The sequence below is a fragment of the Paraburkholderia caledonica genome (genome assembly GCF_000383275.1).
GTDB lineage: Bacteria > Pseudomonadota > Gammaproteobacteria > Burkholderiales > Burkholderiaceae > Paraburkholderia > Paraburkholderia caledonica.
Map to the genome: position 1 here is coordinate 377,421 of NZ_KB911039.1, position 15,795 is coordinate 393,215.

The window sequence follows — 15,795 nt, forward strand, 5'->3', positions numbered from 1 at the left end:
TTCGTTCAAGATACCTATGCAAACAATTCACTGCTCGTGAGCCGGCGAGCAGTGCTGCGTCAACGTCGCCGAAACCCTGCAAAACGCGGCCTTTTTTAGCATAACGCGCACACATCGCGCGAACGCATCGGCGATGCGCGTTCATATTGATTGCCGTCTCTGCGCGATTTGCCGGGTTGTTGTGGTGTTTTGGCGATCCTAAGCTTGGTCCCCGTCGATACCTGCCATCTCATCAGGTATCGGCACTCTAGCGAACCGCGAGAGCGGATGGCTTTTCAATCAAACCGGCAAGCGTCACAACGAGCGGGCCGCGCCGGCAGTTCAATCTCCGCGAGGACGCAATGGAAGAGACAAGACCAGTCGATGTACAAGTGCTCATCAACGAGCATCCCTTTTCGCCGTTTCAGCGGCTCATCTTTGCAATGTGCTTCCTGATTGTGCTGATGGACGGATTCGATACGGCCGCGATCGGTTTTATCGCACCTTCGCTACTGCAGGAATGGCACATCGGCAAAGCAGCGCTCGCCCCGGTGCTCAGTGCGGCACTGTTCGGTCTCGCGTGCGGCGCGTTGCTTTCGGGTCCGCTCTCAGACAGGTTGGGGCGGCGTGTCGTGTTGACCTCGGCGGTGCTGCTATTCGGCGTATCGTGCTTCGGCTCCGCCTTCGCATTTGACCTGACGCAGCTGACAACACTGCGCTTCATTACGGGCGTCGGACTCGGCGCGGCGATGCCGAATGCCGTCACGCTGATGAGCGAATTCTGTCCGGACAAGCGTCGGGCGACAATCGTCAATCTGATGTTCTGCGGATTTCCATTGGGCGCTGCACTCGGCGGGTTTTTGGCGGCATGGATGATTCCGCATTTCGGCTGGCGCAGCGTACTGCTGTTCGGCGGCGCGGTGCCCTTGCTGTTATGGATGCTTCTTATGCTCAAGTTGCCCGAGTCGATTCGCTATTTGGTCGCGAAACGGCAACCGGCCATCAAGATTCGCAAAGTACTGGTTCAGATCAGCGCGAGTGCGAATGCCGCGGAGTCCTTCATCATGCGCGAAACCGTGGAACACGCGGCGGGCAGCGGCGGCATTCGTATAGCGCTGTCGCGTTCGTTCCTCGTGGGTTCGTTGATGTTATGGCTGTGCTATTTCATGGGCCTCGTGATCTTCTATGGCCTTGTCAACTGGATGCCGGTTCTGCTCAAGGAGGCAGGGCTGAGCCCGCAGCGAGCGGCGCTGGTTTCCGCGCTGTTTCCGCTTGGCGGCGTAGGCACAGTGCTATGCGGGATGCTGATGGACCGCTTCAATCCCAATCGCGTCGTAGCCGCTGCCTATGCGCTCGGCGCGGTCAGTGTGTACGCGATCGGCCAGGCGGTCGGCAATCTCGGGCTGCTGATGTGCGCGGTGTTCGTCGCGGGCGCGTTAGTGAATACGGCGCAGGCGTCGATGCCAGCGCTCGCCGCGGCCTTCTATCCCACAGCGGGGCGCGGGACAGGCGTTGCGTGGATGCTCGGTGTCGGGCGCTTCGGCGGAATTGCCGGTTCGTTTCTTGTCGCGGAGTTGTCCTGACAGCAAGTTGGTCTGGAAAGCATCTTTACGGTGGTCGCCATAGCGGGCGCAGTGTCGTGCGTCGCGTTACTGATCAAGCAGGCAACGAGTTCGAGTACGACCGCAGTGGAATCATCGGAACGTGAATCGCTTGTGCATTGACGGCGGACAGTGAGCGCGCACAAACAGGCGAGCCTCAAGCGAGGCTCGCTTTACTTTATTTCGCGGGCGCGTCGTAGTTGTACGAGATGCGGCCTGCCGGCAGGAAAAAGAGCGCAATCACGGCGCCGCCCTTCGCCTCGGGATAGTGATGACTGCCCGGCGCGGGCGCCGTCCAGCCGCCATAACACCAGCCGTTCGGCCCGGCGAGCGCGGCGCCTTCGTCCACTGGCACGACCATATTGAACTCGCCATACGGGTGAGCATGATAGTCGCCGCGGAAACTGTTCTCCGGATTGTTTTGCGTGTTACCGGTGCTATCCATCAGCACTGCGGTGATGCTGAAAAAGAAGGTCTTCGCGCACGGCTCGACAAGTCGAGCGCGCCGATATCGGGGGCCCGAGATTTCGACGTCGGCCGCCCAACCCTCTTGCACGCCGATCCTGATCAGCCGCGCAAGGTCCTTATACAAATCGCTATCGACTCCGTACTTCGAGTTCAGCCATTGCTCGACGTCCGTATTCGTCGTCATGTCCCTCACTTCCTCAAGAAAGGGCAGACAGCGCGCGATGAGTTGATCCTTATTGCTGATGGTTGCAGTTTGCGACATTCCAGTTTCTCCTTGAAGTGCATGCCGTATTCACGATGCCATAGGGGAGACGGCTAATGAAGCGAACTTTCTGCAACGCCGGATTGCACGCGATTCATATGAGGCCGGGTGTCTTGAACGTCATGCGTGAGGCGCGGAACGCATCGATTCACATTGTTCAATATTGGATTGAAGACATTTCAGCGCAGAACTGCACTTGGGGCGTCGTTGGCGGATGTTCGTTTTTTCAATTGAGACTTTGTGAGTGCTTAGGACCATTGAGAGAAAACGTAGCTTGCCTGCTTGAATCGGAGAAGGATTTGCCCGACGCATTTTTCCTCTCCATTGCGGACGGCCTCTCGCTTTAGGGGTTTCCCCGTTGTCGTGTTCATCGACCGACCTTAATCTCGCCGCCATGCATTCGTGACGAGCAGCTTCGTCATTCGAACAAACGAGACGCGGTCCAGGAGACTTCATGAAATATGGCAGGGCGGTGATATTGGCGGCGGGACTGTTCAGCGCTTCGGCATTTGCACAAAGCAGCGTGACGCTCTACGGCGTGTTGGATACGGGCGTCGAATACGTGTCCCACGCGAATGCAGCAGGAGGTTATGTCGTGCGCATGCCGGGCATCACCGGGGAATTGCCGTCGCGCTGGGGGATGCGTGGTTCTGAAGACCTCGGCAGTGGACTCAAGACGTCGTTCGTTCTTGAAAGCGGCTTCAACATGCGTGGCGGCGACTCGGGGCAGGGCGGCCGTCTGTTCGGACGACAGGCGTGGGTGGGACTGGAAGGGCCATGGGGTGCTCTGAGTTTCGGCCGCCAGTACACGATGACGTACTGGGCCATTTCCGATGCGGATATTCTCGGCCCCGACATCTATGGCATCGGCGCACTTGACGCGTATATACCGAACGCCAGAAGTGATAACACCATCGTCTACAAGGGCAAGTTCCGCGGCGTGACGATCGGCGCGTCATGGTCGTTTGGACGCGACAGTACGGGCACGGGCAATTCGCCAGGGCAAGGCACTTGCGCAGGTCAGGTGCCCGGCGATGTCAACCAGTGCCGCCAATGGAGCGCGATGCTCAAGTACGACGGCGCCTACTTTGGCGTCGCCACCGCCTACGACGAGCAGCGTGGCGGCACCAATGCGGCGGCCAACTTCTTTGACGGCGTAGTGCCTTTCAAGACATCTTCTAGCGGCGATAAGGACGCGCGTCTTCAGGCAAATGGTTATGCGAATGTTGCGGGCGTAAAGCTCGGCGCAGGATGGTTAGGTCGTCGCGTAGAAAGCGATGCGCCCGGCGGCGACGTGCACTCAGATCTTTTCTTTATTGGGGTGCAGTACTACGTGACCCCCGCATTTGCGCTTGATGGAGAGGCGTATCGCGTGCTCGTCGAGCAGCACAATGCACGTGCAACCATGGCGAGCATGCGGGCGACTTACTTCCTGTCGAAGAGAACAGCGGTATACGGCAACGTGGCTTATCTATGGAACAGCGCGCACGCGCGCTATTCGGTCAGCGCGGGCGGTGGCGGGACGACGCCTGCGCCGGGCGTCGGACAGCTAGGAGCAATCGTGGGTATGCGGCACACGTTCTGATCCGATGCAGTACCTCAACTTTTCACGGTATCGCGATGTGTTCAGTTGCGATGCCTTTTACGATGCGGATTCGCATCCATCTATGCAGCCGCCACGCGCTTCGTTATCTGCAAGTGGTGTTGGCGGCACACTATCCATTGGCATTGACCTATGAGAACCGACCGTAACACCAACCCTGACGCGCGTGTGGTTGACTCGGTGATTCGATCACGCCGGGCCGTCAGAGCCTTTAGACCCGATCCAATTGCGCGACACGTCATTGACCAGATTCTCGAAGTGGCAAGCTGCGCCCCGAGCAATTCGAACACCCAGCCCTGGCGGGTCGATGTTCTCGCGGGACCGGCAAAGTCCGCTTTGAGCAATGTTCTGAAGCAGGCACACGAAGAGAATCGCCATCCTCCGCTCACGCACATGCCCGAGGTCTTGCCGGAAGCGATGAGAAGAAGGCAGGAAGCGTTTGGCGCCGCATATTACGGTATGCTCGGTGTGCCCAAGCATGATGTGCAACAGCGTGCCCGTGTGACTGCGAGAAACTTCGATTTCTTTGGCGCGCCTGTGGGCCTGATCTTTTCAATCGATTCAGCGCTGACAAAGTTCAGCTGGCTGGATTACGGAATCTTTATACAGACCGTCATGGTGGCAGCACAAGCGGTAGGTCTCGACACGTGTCCGCAGGTTTCGTTTGCGAGATTCCAGAACGTGATTGCGGAACACCTGGCGCTTCCTGCGAACTATGAAGTGGTGTGCGGAATGAGTATGGGATTGTCTGACTGCGACTCCCCAGTCAGCCGTCTGGAAACCGGACGCGAACCCGTTGAGAACTTCGCGCGGTTCCTGGGGTTCGACTCGTAGCTGTTCGTCTCGTGTCGTCGTGCATTCGCCTCGGATGAGGCGGACGGCCCCTGCGTACGAGAGGCCGCAGGCGCGCAAATTGGTTCAGCGGGCCACATGGTCAAACTGGTCACAAGCGATCAATCGTCAACACCGAAATGCACGGCATGCAGCGCGCGATGAATTGAAAAGCAGCCTTGTGCGGCGTGACCACATGCTGCGTCCTGCTTGTAAGCCGGCCAGGCCCGCACACACCGGCCTTGGCAGAAAACACTGTTCTGTTGGCCGTGTTCCGGGCATCAATCGAATTGAAAGTCGGTCGTCGCAGTCCGATACTTGGCTTGTGGTTTTCCTTTGAAGAAGTACTCGGCGATAGACACACCGGCTGGACCAACGCAGTGAAAGACTGGCAATCCGAACTCCGGGGCAGGCATGTCCCGATTCTCAACATAGCTTGCTGAGCCGCTCATAAGACGCGCGGTTCGATCAGGCAGATATTGGAGCAACGAACATGACGACGATCGCAGGAATCAAGATCCCCGATAGCAAATTGGCGCGTGCGGCCACCGAACTCGTTCGCGACACGGAGTCGGACCTGCTTTTCCACCACTCGACTCGCGTGTTTCTTTTCGGCGCTCTCACCGGTGAGCGTAAGCAATTGAAGTATGACCCGGAGCTTCTGTACATCGGCGCCATGTTCCACGATATGGGGCTTACCGAACAATTCAGGACGTCACAGAACCGCTTCGAGGTGGACAGCGCGAATGCAGCGCGTAGCTTCCTCGAGCAGCACGGTATTCCCGAAGGAGATGTCGAGCTCGTGTGGGACGCGATTGCGTTGCATACCACGCCGGGTATTCCGCCATTCAAGAAGCCGGTGGTTCAACTGGTGACGGCAGGCGTCGAGATGGACGTGCTCGGCTTTGCATTTGACGAATTCACCGAGGAACAGCGCAAGGTGGTGGTTGCTGCTCACCCTCGCGGAGAGAACTTCAAGGAGCAGATCATCAACGCCTTTAACGATGGAATGAAGCACCGGCCGGACTCGACCTTTGGCACTGTCAACGACGACGTGCTTGCGCTGAAGGACGTGGGTTTCCGTCGGAAGAACTTCTGCAGCATCATTCTTGGGAATGCGTGGAACGATTCGAATTACCCGTGCACTTGCGACGATCCGGCACATAAGCACGGTTGAACACGCATGCATGACTAACGCGTAGCGGAAGCTTCAAAGCCAAAGAGCCGGCGAGGCGTGTCCCACAACACTCGTCGGCGCTCGTCGGCATCTGGAATCAGGCGCTCGACGAGCGTGAGCAGAGGAGCGTAATCAATCCGCACCGGCGAGCGCAGAAACGGCCAGTCGGAACCCCACACACAACGATCCGGCCCAAACGTGCTGAGAAGCTGCGTCGCGAAGGCCTGCGCGTCTTCATATGGATATTCGAGCTGCGAAAATTTTTGCAACCCGGAAATTTTGACGACGATGCGATCCGTATCGGCCAGTCGGAGAAGCGTCTGGAAGCCCCGCTGCTTCATGCCGGCCGCAATGTCCGGCCGACCGCAGTGGTCGATCAGTATTCGCGTCTCCGTACGTTCGATTAGCGGCTCGAGTGCGACCAACAGATCGCCCGTTACCTGGATCTGCGCAAACATATCGAGGTCGGCCAGGATATCGAAGAGCGCGTGGGCATCACGCATGGCATCGACGCCCAGCATCGCCGGATTAAAGGCCGCGCCAACCACGCCCGCGCGTTTCATCTCGATCATGTCTTCGCGGCTCGCATTGTGGTTCACCACGGCGATGCCTTTGAAGCGGGTGCCATAACGCGCCAGCGCATCCAGCATGCAGCGATTGTCGGTGCCGTAGCCACTGGTCGGTCCTACGAGCAACGCGTGTTGCACACCGCATGCGTCCATCACATGGGCAAACTGCGCAGCGGTGCCGATTTCCTGCATCGATGGCCTATACGCGGTGTCGGCGCGATAGGGAAAGCGAGCGGGATCGAAAATATGATTGTGACAGTCGATCTTTTTTTCGTCGAAGATAGTCATTGACGAGACGCTCCGCGAGATTCGCGCCGAAGGCGCGCGGCATCGAGCATGGTGCGTGTGCTTTGATACGCGAGTTTGAGGCGATCTCTCGCAGGCAGCGACGGCAACGGCATTTCCACACTAAAAGCGGTATCGGCAGGCAGCGCGTCCAGCAATTCGCTTAGCGGCAGCGCCCCTTCGCCTGGCGGCAAGCGGCCTGTGCGCGCTTCGAGAATCGTCGCGTCGTCTCCTACCGGATCGTTCGGCGAGGCGTCGCACAGTTGCACCGCGCGCACCATGCCGGCGGGCAAGGCGCGGACGTCGTCCGGATTGCCGCCCGAGCGCGTGAGATGCAATGCGTCGACGAGAACGGCGAGGTTTGCGCTCCCCACGCTCTCCACGATCGACCGCGCCTGCTGCAAGGTGGCGACGTGGCGCCAGCGCATGAATTCCAGATCGACACGCAAGCCATACTGTGCCGCGATTTCGCACAGAGCCGCCAGGTTGGCGGCGAGCCGCGACGCGTTGGGGTCGTCGCCCGAAACTGTCACGCACCGGGCACCCAGGTCGGCCGCCGCATCGAACATGGGCGCATACGAGGCCACGTCGATATCGGGCAGCATTGGAATGAACTCGACGTCATGCACCGCCATGCCTTCGTCGACAAGTACACGCCGCAAATCGAGATGCGCCGGGCTGCCCACAGCCGAGGCATAGGCAATCGCACCTGGTGAAGTCGGATTGAGCCGAAGCCCAACTGCGTCGAACCCGGCGCGAGCGGCTTCGACCACCCATTCCGTAGGCGCCAGTTCAAGCGCGGTGAGATGCGCGACTGCAAGCTTCGGTGCTGCAATGATGGCGTTCAATACGTGGCCCTCCCACCTGTCAGATCGAAGGTAAAGCCGCTCGTAAAACTGCATTCGGGGCTGGCGATCCAGCTTACCATCGCACCGACCTCGTCGATCTGCAGGAAACGGCCCATTGGAATCTTCGCTTTGCTCGCCTCGATATGCGCGTCGGACATTTCGCTCAAAAGCTCCGTTTCGACCATTGCTGGCGCGACACAGTTGATGAGCACATTGTCCTTTGCCAGTTCTTTAGCGGCCGCCTTGGTGAACGCTATGACACCTGCTTTCGCCGCCGAGTAGCCTGAGATGAACTGAACGCCTTCTTTGCCGGCAATCGATGCCACATTGACAATGCGGCCGCCGCCGCGCGCGCGCATGTGCGGAATCGCGACCCGGCAGCAATAGAACACGCTGTTCAGGTCCACTGCTATCACGCGCTGCCAGGCGTCCACTGGATACTCCCAACACGGCGCTACCGGCCCATTGATCCCTGCGTTATTGACGAGGATATCCACCTGCCCAAGCGTACCGAGCGTGACCGCGAAAGCCTGTTCGACCGAACTGATGGAGGCGACGTCCACTTGTTGAATGTGATCAGGCTCAAACTGCAGCCGTTGCGCGCCGCAGTCGCTCACATCGAGGTCCCACACCGCCACGCGTGCGCCGTCCGCTTTCAGTTTTTGCGCGATGCCGAGCCCGATGCCGCGCGCGGCGCCTGTGACGATGGCGACTTTCCCGTCGAGAGAGCGAGTCATATGGGGTTCTTTCCTTTGCTGAAAAATGTTGTTCACAACTCGATACGTTTGATATCGCCAACCACGAAGATGTACGAAAGTGCCCCGGCTAGCGTGACGGCTGAGATGAAGCCCAACGCATAAACGAACGAACCTGTTGCGTTGACAATCAGTCCGATTACGAGCGGCGTCACGATCCCCGCCGCATTCGCGAAGAGATTGAAAATGCCGCCGCTCAAACCAAGCAATCCCTTTGGCGCAATGTCGGAAACGATCATCCAGGCGAGTGCGGACATGCCCTGTGCAAAGTAGGCGACGCAAAGAATCGCAATAACCGTTGCCGTCGATTCCACGTAGTTCGCGAGGACTATGCTCGACGCGGCGAGCAGACCGGCGATAACAGGCAGCTTGCGCGACCAGTTGAGGGAAATACCCCGCCGCAACATGGAGTCGGAGATCCAGCCGCCTGCAAGTGTGCCCACTGATGCGGCGATGAACGGAAGCACGGCAATCAGCCCGACCTTCAACCACGGCATATGGCGCTCTGTTACGAGGTAAGTCGGGAACCATGTGAGAAAAAACACGTTGGTCGAATTGCAAGCGAACTGACCCACACAAATGCCGAGCATGCTTCGCCGTTTGAGGAGTGCACCAATGTCGGCCCAGCGGAAATGAGTAGCTTTCTGGCTGCCGTCTACGACGCCGCCTCCGTTCGCGATGTAGTCCAGCTCGGCCCGATTTGCGCTTTTCGATTGATGCGGCTCGTGAAAACGCATCAGCCAGATGCCGCCGAACAGCACCCCGACCGTTCCGACGATGCCGAATAGCGCACGCCATCCATATTGCTGTTCGAGCCAGAACAGCAAGGGACTCAGGAAGGCCAGCCCGACGTATTCCGCGAATGTGTAAATGCCGGTTGCGCGGGCGCGCTCGCTTTGCGGGAACCAGATAGCGACTACCCGGCTGTTAGTCGGAAAGCACGGGGCTTCAGCAACGCCGATCAGTAGACGCATGATCAGCAGCGATATGAAGCCGGTCGCCAAACCCTGCAATCCCGTGAAGAGAGACCAGAGCGTGAGCGCGAAGAAATAGGTCCACCGTGTGCCGACGCGGTCCAGCATCACGCCGCCGGGAATCTGTGATGCCGTGTATGTCCAGGAGAACGCCGAAAAGATCACGCCCATTAGCGCCGGATTAAGGCCGAGTTCGTGACTCATGCTCGGCGCGGCAATTCCGGCGACGCTACGGTCCAGATAGTTGATCATTGTGCCGATCGCGAGCAGCGCAAGTATCTGGAAGCGGGCTCGGGTTCTCCGCGTCGCGGTGGCAACGTTGATCGTCGCGTCTGCGGACTGGGTTGCGTGATTCATCGTGTCTCCATCCTGTTCTCTTTGGTGCGCTCGTCGCGGCGCCCGTTTCCGCTGCGTGCGGCTTGCAGACTGCGGGCGTTATGCGTGTCGCGCAATGCCGGGAGTCAGGCTCCCGTTGAACAGATACTAGGGATTTACCGCAGGCCTGTCGTATGCCGAGTTTCAGCTACCCTATAACTTTTTGTTAATAGGCCGGCTACGCGGCACGGAGAACGCATGCGGTTCAAGCTCAGGCAGATGGAGGTATTTCGTGCGGTCATGCTGACGGGGTCGATCAACGCCGCAGCGAAAATGCTCTACGTGTCGCAGCCGGCTGTCAGTAAGCTCATCTCTCACACGGAGACGAACCTCGGCCTGCGGCTTTTCGAGCGGGCGAAAGGCCGGCTGATGCCCACTGCGGAGGCGCAGGCGCTATTCAGGGAAGTCGAGCAGGTCTATCAGGCGGCACTCTCAGTCGACGAATTCGCGCGGGCGCTGTCGCTCGGGCCCGCTAGTTTGTTGCGGGTGTCCTGCAGCCCGTCGTTGGCGACGTCAATCGTTGCACCCGCGATCGTCGAATTGAAACGGCAATTGCCAGGCTTGAGCGTGGACTGGCACACCACGCTTATGGCGGACATGCCGCTCGAGGTGCTGAGTAAGGCCGTGGATGTGGCGGTGACATCGATGCCGATCGAACATGAACACCTCGACGTCGTGCCGTTCATGCGTGGCAGGATGGTCTGCGTCGTGCCGCCTCGTCACCGTCTGGCCGAAGCGGAGCCCATTGCGCTCGCCGATCTCGTTGGTGAGCCGATGATTCTTTTCAGGCGCGATATTCCGTTCGGCACGATGATCGCGCGCGCATGCCAGCAAGCCAATGTAGAACTGCAATCCGTCGTAGATGTGACGCGCGCAGACCAGGCGCTGGCGCTGGTGAAGGGCGGTCTGGGATTAGCCATTGTCGACGAGTTTGCCGCAGACGATCACGGCCTCGTCATACGTCCGTTGATCGAGGAGCTGGAACTCGTTGCGACCTTTGTCTATTCGAAGTTCTCCCCTCCGTCACGCAACACGACGCTGCTAATGCACGCGGTTTATAAGCAGGCGCAACGCCTTAGCCGTCATATTGCCGGTGTGCCGCTGCCGGCGTAGTCAAATGTTCGGCTTTGGCCTGGGAGATCTCGCATTCGCTGGGGTGCGCTCACACGAGCGATTGACGAAACGGTAGTTCAGATAGAGCTCCGGTCTTTCGGCAACGCACTAGAAAGAGACGCGGAGAACTGAAGTCCGCGCGAAGCGAACCTCAGTTCTTCTGAAACGAGCCAATCAGCAGCCGGAGAACTTGCCGGACTGCTGCGGCCCATAAACGGCTTACTGCTTCGTCACCTGACCGTAGGCGATCACCGAGTTATCGGCTGCCTTGATCAGATAGACGATCGAACGTTGATACAGCGTCGTGCTGCCGGTAACGGGCAGGAACGTGATAGCGGCGTTACCGGAGTAAGTCGTTCCGGAAGCCAGCAAGCAGGTACTCGTGGTGCCGCTCACCGTCATCGTGTAGAGGTTCTTGTTCGAACCCGGCGTCGTCAATGTCAGCGTCCCGGTGACGGCGCAGCCGGAAAGGTTCCCGGTGAAGCCGCCGGCGGCGTCGATGGTCAGCGTCGTCCCACTTTGCGCCCACGTTCCCGTTACGCTCGATTGCGTGACGGCAAGCGCGTTCGCCGGATCGTAGTTCAATGCCAGGTTCACCGTTTGGCCGTTGGCGACATAGCTGCCGTTCAAGGTTTGCTTCGCGCTGTACGTTCCGCTTCCCGACGAGGCCGTATAGCGGAAGCCACCTGTGCTCTCGAAACCGCTCGTCAATGTCCAGTTCGGCTCCGCGGGTGCCGCGATGCCGAAGAAGGTCGATGTGACGACCGTGAAGATGCCGCTCAGGTAGGAGATGTTGTTCGCCGGGTCCACCATGGCGGTCGTCCGCGAGGACGAGGAAGTCGTCCAGATGCCCTCGAAGCCATTGCCCGTGGCGGCAGTCGAGCCGGCCTGCGGGGACGTCAGGCTGGGCAGCGACTCGCCCGCCACGACGGGCGCCGACGAGGGCGCCGGTGCGCTGGCACTCGTGGCCGGCGCAGCGGTTTGAGCAGGCGGCGAACTGTCGCCTCCGCCACCGCCGCACGCAGCGAGCGTAAATGAACCGAACGCGGCAATGACTAAAGGTAGTTTTTCTTTCATTTTCATTATGATATTTAGCGTGCGGACCGTTGCTTCCGCAAAATGATTGTTGAACTCTCGATATGCCCGCGCAGAATCGCGCACCGATTTAAACGGCAGCAAAAGAAAAATCTTTAGTATTTTTTGAAGAAGCGTCTTTCAACTTCGAATGCTTTATTTGCGGTGGGTCTGTCTGTGCGCGCTTTGAATGCATTAAGCATAAAACGAACGACAGATAGTCTCGCTGTTCGGAAGAGAAGCGACTCGTGCCGCGCGCCAATTGAGTTTGTTTTCCGACGGAGATGAATGCCTCGACTTCAGGCATTCATTCGTCATTCCGGGGGGGCGCAATAGTCGGCGCAAGCTTCGCAAAGCTATTGGGCGCCGGGACGCGTATCGCTAATGCGATGTTCCCGGAGCCGCCAGTTTCTTGACGTAGGAGTGCCAGTGCAGGCGGGGTAGCGATCTGATCGATCGCTTGAAGGAAGAGTTGCTTGCGCTGAAACGAATATTAGATGTAGCCGTCATGCTAACGGCTAAAGAGTTCGTCTGAACTCCGTTTGCGAGACGCAGGCATTCGCGGCCGGTTTCGCCGCGCTAAATGTGCGTCAACCGCGTGTATCGACCCATTCGTGCGCCCAACGTGCGGAGTGCTGCAATGCCTGTTCTTCGTCGGTGAAGTAGTCGAGCGAATAGAACTGGTAAAGCCCTTCAGCGCGTGCGCTGTCGGCGCGCTCGAGCAAAAGGTTGGACGAGAATGTACCGTCGGGCAAGCGATGCGCCGATGGTTTGATGGCATAGCCGTTGTAAAGGTGAATTTGTTGGTTTTGCATTTTATATTTTAATAATGTGCGAGTGCGCCTGCCGTGCGAACTTCTATTGAGTCGCGCGGACGAGTCGATTCAAAGCCATTGCGAGCCGAATCAGAACGCAGTCGGAAAGCTAAAGAGGGCGTTCAAGCCGAGGGGAGAATGAGGAGCAACGAGGCGATTGGCGCTTGAGCGAGCTGCCCTGATACATGCAACTCAAAAGCGATTCGCGCCAACTGTGGGAGACAAAGCTCCGCGAGGATGTCGCTGCAGCCCGATGTCCGTTGCCGGACACCGAGCCCTTCAAACTAGCTTACAGCGGCGTGATGTTGGCCGCTTGCAGACCCTTCGGGCCTTGCTTCGTTTCGAAGCTCACCTTCTGATTTTCAGCGAGCGTCTTGAAGCCGTTGCCGCTGATTTCGGAGAAGTGCGCGAACAGGTCGTCACCGCCCTTGTCCGGGGTGATGAAGCCAAAGCCTTTGCTGTCGTTGAACCACTTAACGGTACCGGTATCCATGAAGAATCCTTGAGGAAATAAAATTGAAAATGTGCTCTGTGAAGGAGCGTTAGAAGCGTCAAGGAGGGAGAGGACAACGAATACCGCTGAGAGAGCGAGACATTGATGAACAGCAATCGAACTTCTTGAACTTCGGGTGCCACAGTAACCGCTCCGGCGCAGCAGCGTCAACAGTTAACTTGTAACTGTTCTGTTGGGCGGCTCCATTGAGCGCGGCGAAGGCGCCGCGATGCGGCCCCGCTAGCGGCTTGCCCTTGTCTTCATCCTGTCGCCGCGACCATCGGTACGCGGCTGACGCGAGGATGATTTAGATGCCGACCTTGTGCGCGGTCACAATCAGACGCAAGCCAAGCGCGGCCACTGCGCTTGCGGCGACACGATCGATCCACGCCTTCCATTGCAGATAGATCTCGCGCGGACGCCTGCTCGAAAAGCACAGCGCGACGACTGTGTACCAGCCTGCTTCGATGGCGAAGATCGCGGGCGGCAATGCAAAGTAGCACCACAGCGGCGGATGTTGCGGCAACAGCGCCGCGAAGATACTGCCGTAGTAGACTGCCGTCTTCGGATTGCTCAGTTGGGTACTAAGGCCGATCCAGAAAGATTTGCGCGGATTCGTGGTAACGGTTTGCGTGGCGTCGAACGCGAGCGGTTTGGCGGCGCCGCGCCAGATTTTCGAGGCCAGATAGATCAGATAAAGCCCGCCGGCTACTTTGAGCCCGATGTAAAGCCATTCGACGGTAGCGAGCAACGTATATAAGCCGAGCAGCGCAATGCCGCTAAAGAAGACTCCGCCGATGCCCATGCCGAGCGCCGTCGCAAGACCGTCGCCGCGAGACAGACCGATCGCATTGCGCGCGACGATGACAAAGCTCGGTCCCGGACTCATTGCGCCTAATAACAGCGCGGCGAGAATGGTGAGAATAGCGGTCGATGCTGGCATGGCAGTCTCTCCGTCGAGTGCATATGAATAGCGCGTGTTGTCCAAACATAGCATGAGAGCGCGGCTCTCATCTAACAAGCAGTACGAGCAGTGTAAAGACATGCGCATTCGCTGCAAGCAACATGATGCGAATGCTAGAATCGGCTTCGATATGTTGAAGCTGCCTTAGATGAGGCAGGCGGACGCAATTCCTGCTATCGCGACGAATTCCGCTTCATACAGGCACCTTTGATCGTGCAAGCGATCTTCCATGATATCTACGAGTCGTTGCTGACTGTGCGCCAATTCCGTTCTCCGAATAACCGGCGCACGCGCACAGAACCTGAAGTTGCATGCCATACCGCCCACAAACTCCTACATTTGCTTTTGATTCTTCTGCCTGGCTCCGTTATATCGCGATATTTGGCCTCTTGTGGCTGAGCATCGGCTGGACATTCGGCGCGACTCACGAGTCTCCACGGCACTCTTCACTTGGCTATGCGCGTAACGTGAAAAAAGTCACGACTGGCGAGACGCGGCGGCGCGTCACACGCAAGCGCAAGCATGTCACCGACGACGAGCGTTCACAGCACGCGAGCAAGCTCACGCCCAAGTCGCGCCGTCAGGCATCGCGCACCGCACGCGCGCCGCGCGCTTCCAGACACCCTGCCAAACTGGCTGCGCATCGCAACCGGCGGCCTGCGTCGGCCGCACGCGTAATCGCTAATGCAACGCTTTCGGCTCGTACGAAGCATGCGGGCCTTCGTCTTTTGTTTCGCTGCGGATATACGCCCAGGTCGCGCGCGTTGCTACGGTCGCGTTCAGTCTTCGTTGTCGATGAAAGAACGCACACGGTGCTCGCAGAAAAGCAGGCCGATCGCGTCATGCCGATTGCTTCGATATCCAAACTAATGACGGCCGTCGTGTCGCTCGATGCAAGGCGCTCGTTGTCGGCACCGCTCAACGTTACTGTTCAGGATCAGGACTTCGACAAGTTCACAGGATCACGGCTTAGCGTTGGTTCGGTGCTGCCGCGCGATGACATGCTGCATATCGCGCTGATGTCGTCGGAAAATCGCGCTGCCGCCGCGTTGAGCCGCGATTACGCCGGTGGCCGGCCGAGCTTTGTCGCCGCGATGAATGCAAAGGCGCGCGCACTCGGCATGCGGCACACGCGGTTTGTGAATGGCACGGGGCTGTCACCGCAAAACGTATCGACGGCGCGAGATCTTGCTCGCCTCGTGGCTGCCGCTAGCCGCTATCCGCTGATCCGCGCTTATTCGACCGACCGGGACCAGTTAGTGTTTCCCGGCGGACCGCGCACGCGGCTGAGTTATCACAACTCGAATGCGCTCGTGCGGGGCGGCGACCGGTCGATTGTGTTGCAGAAAACAGGGTTCATTAACGAAGCGGGGCACTGCGTCGTCGTGCGAATGATCGTGCATGGCAGGCCGATCGACATTGTCGTGCTGGGTGCGCCAGGCCCGCGCGATCATATCGCGGACGTGATCACGATTCGCCGCTGGCTGCGTTGCTCATTGCACTGACTAATGACTCATGCCCGCGCTTTGCTGCAGGCGCAAAAAAGCCCGCGCAAGGCGGGCTCAACTACTCGGAGTTTCGCGATCCAGTCGCTAGACGGATCACTTTC

General features: G+C 58.7%; 15 protein-coding genes and 1 pseudogene. 6 read left to right on the forward strand and 10 right to left on the reverse strand.

The window, feature by feature from the left end:
* Positions 1-341: 341 nt before the first annotated feature.
* Positions 342-1,703, forward strand: a pseudogene (locus tag H281_RS35440) (MFS transporter).
* A gap of 55 nt (positions 1,704-1,758) precedes the next feature.
* Here H281_RS35440 and H281_RS0119825 read toward each other — a convergent pair.
* On the reverse strand, positions 1,759-2,310 hold the full coding sequence (locus tag H281_RS0119825; RefSeq protein ID WP_020068902.1) for a 4-hydroxylaminobenzoate lyase: 552 nt from the start codon (positions 2,308-2,310) through the stop codon (positions 1,759-1,761).
* 454 nt (positions 2,311-2,764) lie between these two features.
* On the opposite strand from H281_RS0119825, the gene H281_RS0119830 reads away from it, so the two are divergent.
* The 3 genes from H281_RS0119830 (at position 2,765) to H281_RS0119840 (ending at position 5,921) form a co-directional block, all read left to right on the forward strand.
* Entirely contained in the window at positions 2,765-3,895 is a 1,131-nt protein-coding gene (locus H281_RS0119830) for a porin (RefSeq protein WP_020068903.1), read from the forward strand.
* Positions 3,896-4,045: 150 nt separating this feature from the next.
* A complete protein-coding gene (locus H281_RS0119835) occupies positions 4,046-4,747 on the forward strand; it encodes a nitroreductase (RefSeq protein WP_020068904.1) in 702 nt (233 codons plus the stop codon).
* A gap of 490 nt (positions 4,748-5,237) precedes the next feature.
* Positions 5,238-5,921, forward strand: coding sequence for an HD domain-containing protein (locus tag H281_RS0119840; RefSeq protein WP_020068905.1), 684 nt, complete (start codon positions 5,238-5,240; stop codon positions 5,919-5,921).
* Positions 5,922-5,935: 14 nt separating this feature from the next.
* Here H281_RS0119840 and H281_RS0119845 read toward each other — a convergent pair whose 3' ends face one another.
* From H281_RS0119845 to H281_RS0119860, 4 genes are read right to left on the reverse strand one after another with little or no spacing between them, the layout of a single operon-like run.
* Positions 5,936-6,778, reverse strand: a complete 843-nt coding sequence (locus H281_RS0119845) for an amidohydrolase family protein (RefSeq protein WP_020068906.1) — start codon at positions 6,776-6,778, stop codon at positions 5,936-5,938.
* Positions 6,775-7,623 (reverse strand): sugar phosphate isomerase/epimerase family protein, encoded by an 849-nt coding sequence (locus H281_RS0119850; RefSeq protein WP_020068907.1) that lies wholly within the window; start codon positions 7,621-7,623, stop codon positions 6,775-6,777. The genes H281_RS0119845 and H281_RS0119850 overlap by 4 nt, the downstream gene beginning before the upstream one ends.
* The gene (locus tag H281_RS0119855; protein WP_020068908.1) at positions 7,620-8,360 is read right to left on the reverse strand and encodes an SDR family NAD(P)-dependent oxidoreductase; all 741 of its coding nucleotides are present in this window, start codon (positions 8,358-8,360) and stop codon (positions 7,620-7,622) included. The genes H281_RS0119850 and H281_RS0119855 overlap by 4 nt, the downstream gene beginning before the upstream one ends.
* Before the next feature lie 32 nt (positions 8,361-8,392).
* Entirely contained in the window at positions 8,393-9,709 is a 1,317-nt protein-coding gene (locus H281_RS0119860; protein WP_020068909.1) for an MFS transporter, read from the reverse strand.
* A gap of 216 nt (positions 9,710-9,925) precedes the next feature.
* Between H281_RS0119860 and H281_RS0119865 the strand changes: the two genes are divergently transcribed.
* Positions 9,926-10,840 (forward strand): LysR family transcriptional regulator, encoded by a 915-nt coding sequence (locus H281_RS0119865; protein ID WP_020068910.1) that lies wholly within the window; start codon positions 9,926-9,928, stop codon positions 10,838-10,840.
* Positions 10,841-11,059: 219 nt separating this feature from the next.
* Here H281_RS0119865 and H281_RS0119870 read toward each other — a convergent pair whose 3' ends face one another.
* The 5 genes from H281_RS0119870 to H281_RS0119885 all read right to left on the reverse strand — a co-directional run bounded on the left by H281_RS0119870 (position 11,060) and on the right by H281_RS0119885 (position 14,165).
* Positions 11,060-11,923 (reverse strand): hypothetical protein, encoded by an 864-nt coding sequence (locus H281_RS0119870; protein WP_027804773.1) that lies wholly within the window; start codon positions 11,921-11,923, stop codon positions 11,060-11,062.
* 82 nt (positions 11,924-12,005) lie between these two features.
* A complete protein-coding gene (locus H281_RS36910; protein WP_164701910.1) occupies positions 12,006-12,221 on the reverse strand; it encodes a hypothetical protein in 216 nt (71 codons plus the stop codon).
* 283 nt (positions 12,222-12,504) lie between these two features.
* A complete protein-coding gene (locus H281_RS0119875) occupies positions 12,505-12,729 on the reverse strand; it encodes a hypothetical protein (protein ID WP_020068912.1) in 225 nt (74 codons plus the stop codon).
* Positions 12,730-13,018: 289 nt separating this feature from the next.
* Positions 13,019-13,222 carry a cold-shock protein gene (locus tag H281_RS0119880; protein ID WP_006047703.1) on the reverse strand — a complete coding sequence of 68 codons (204 nt, stop codon included), beginning with the start codon at positions 13,220-13,222 and terminating at the stop codon, positions 13,019-13,021.
* 307 nt (positions 13,223-13,529) lie between these two features.
* On the reverse strand, positions 13,530-14,165 hold the full coding sequence (locus H281_RS0119885; RefSeq protein ID WP_027804774.1) for a LysE family translocator: 636 nt from the start codon (positions 14,163-14,165) through the stop codon (positions 13,530-13,532).
* Between the two features lie 332 nt (positions 14,166-14,497).
* Between H281_RS0119885 and H281_RS0119890 the strand changes: the two genes are divergently transcribed.
* Positions 14,498-15,691, forward strand: coding sequence for a serine hydrolase (locus tag H281_RS0119890; RefSeq protein ID WP_027804775.1), 1,194 nt, complete (start codon positions 14,498-14,500; stop codon positions 15,689-15,691).
* The last annotated feature ends 104 nt before the right edge of the window (positions 15,692-15,795 follow it).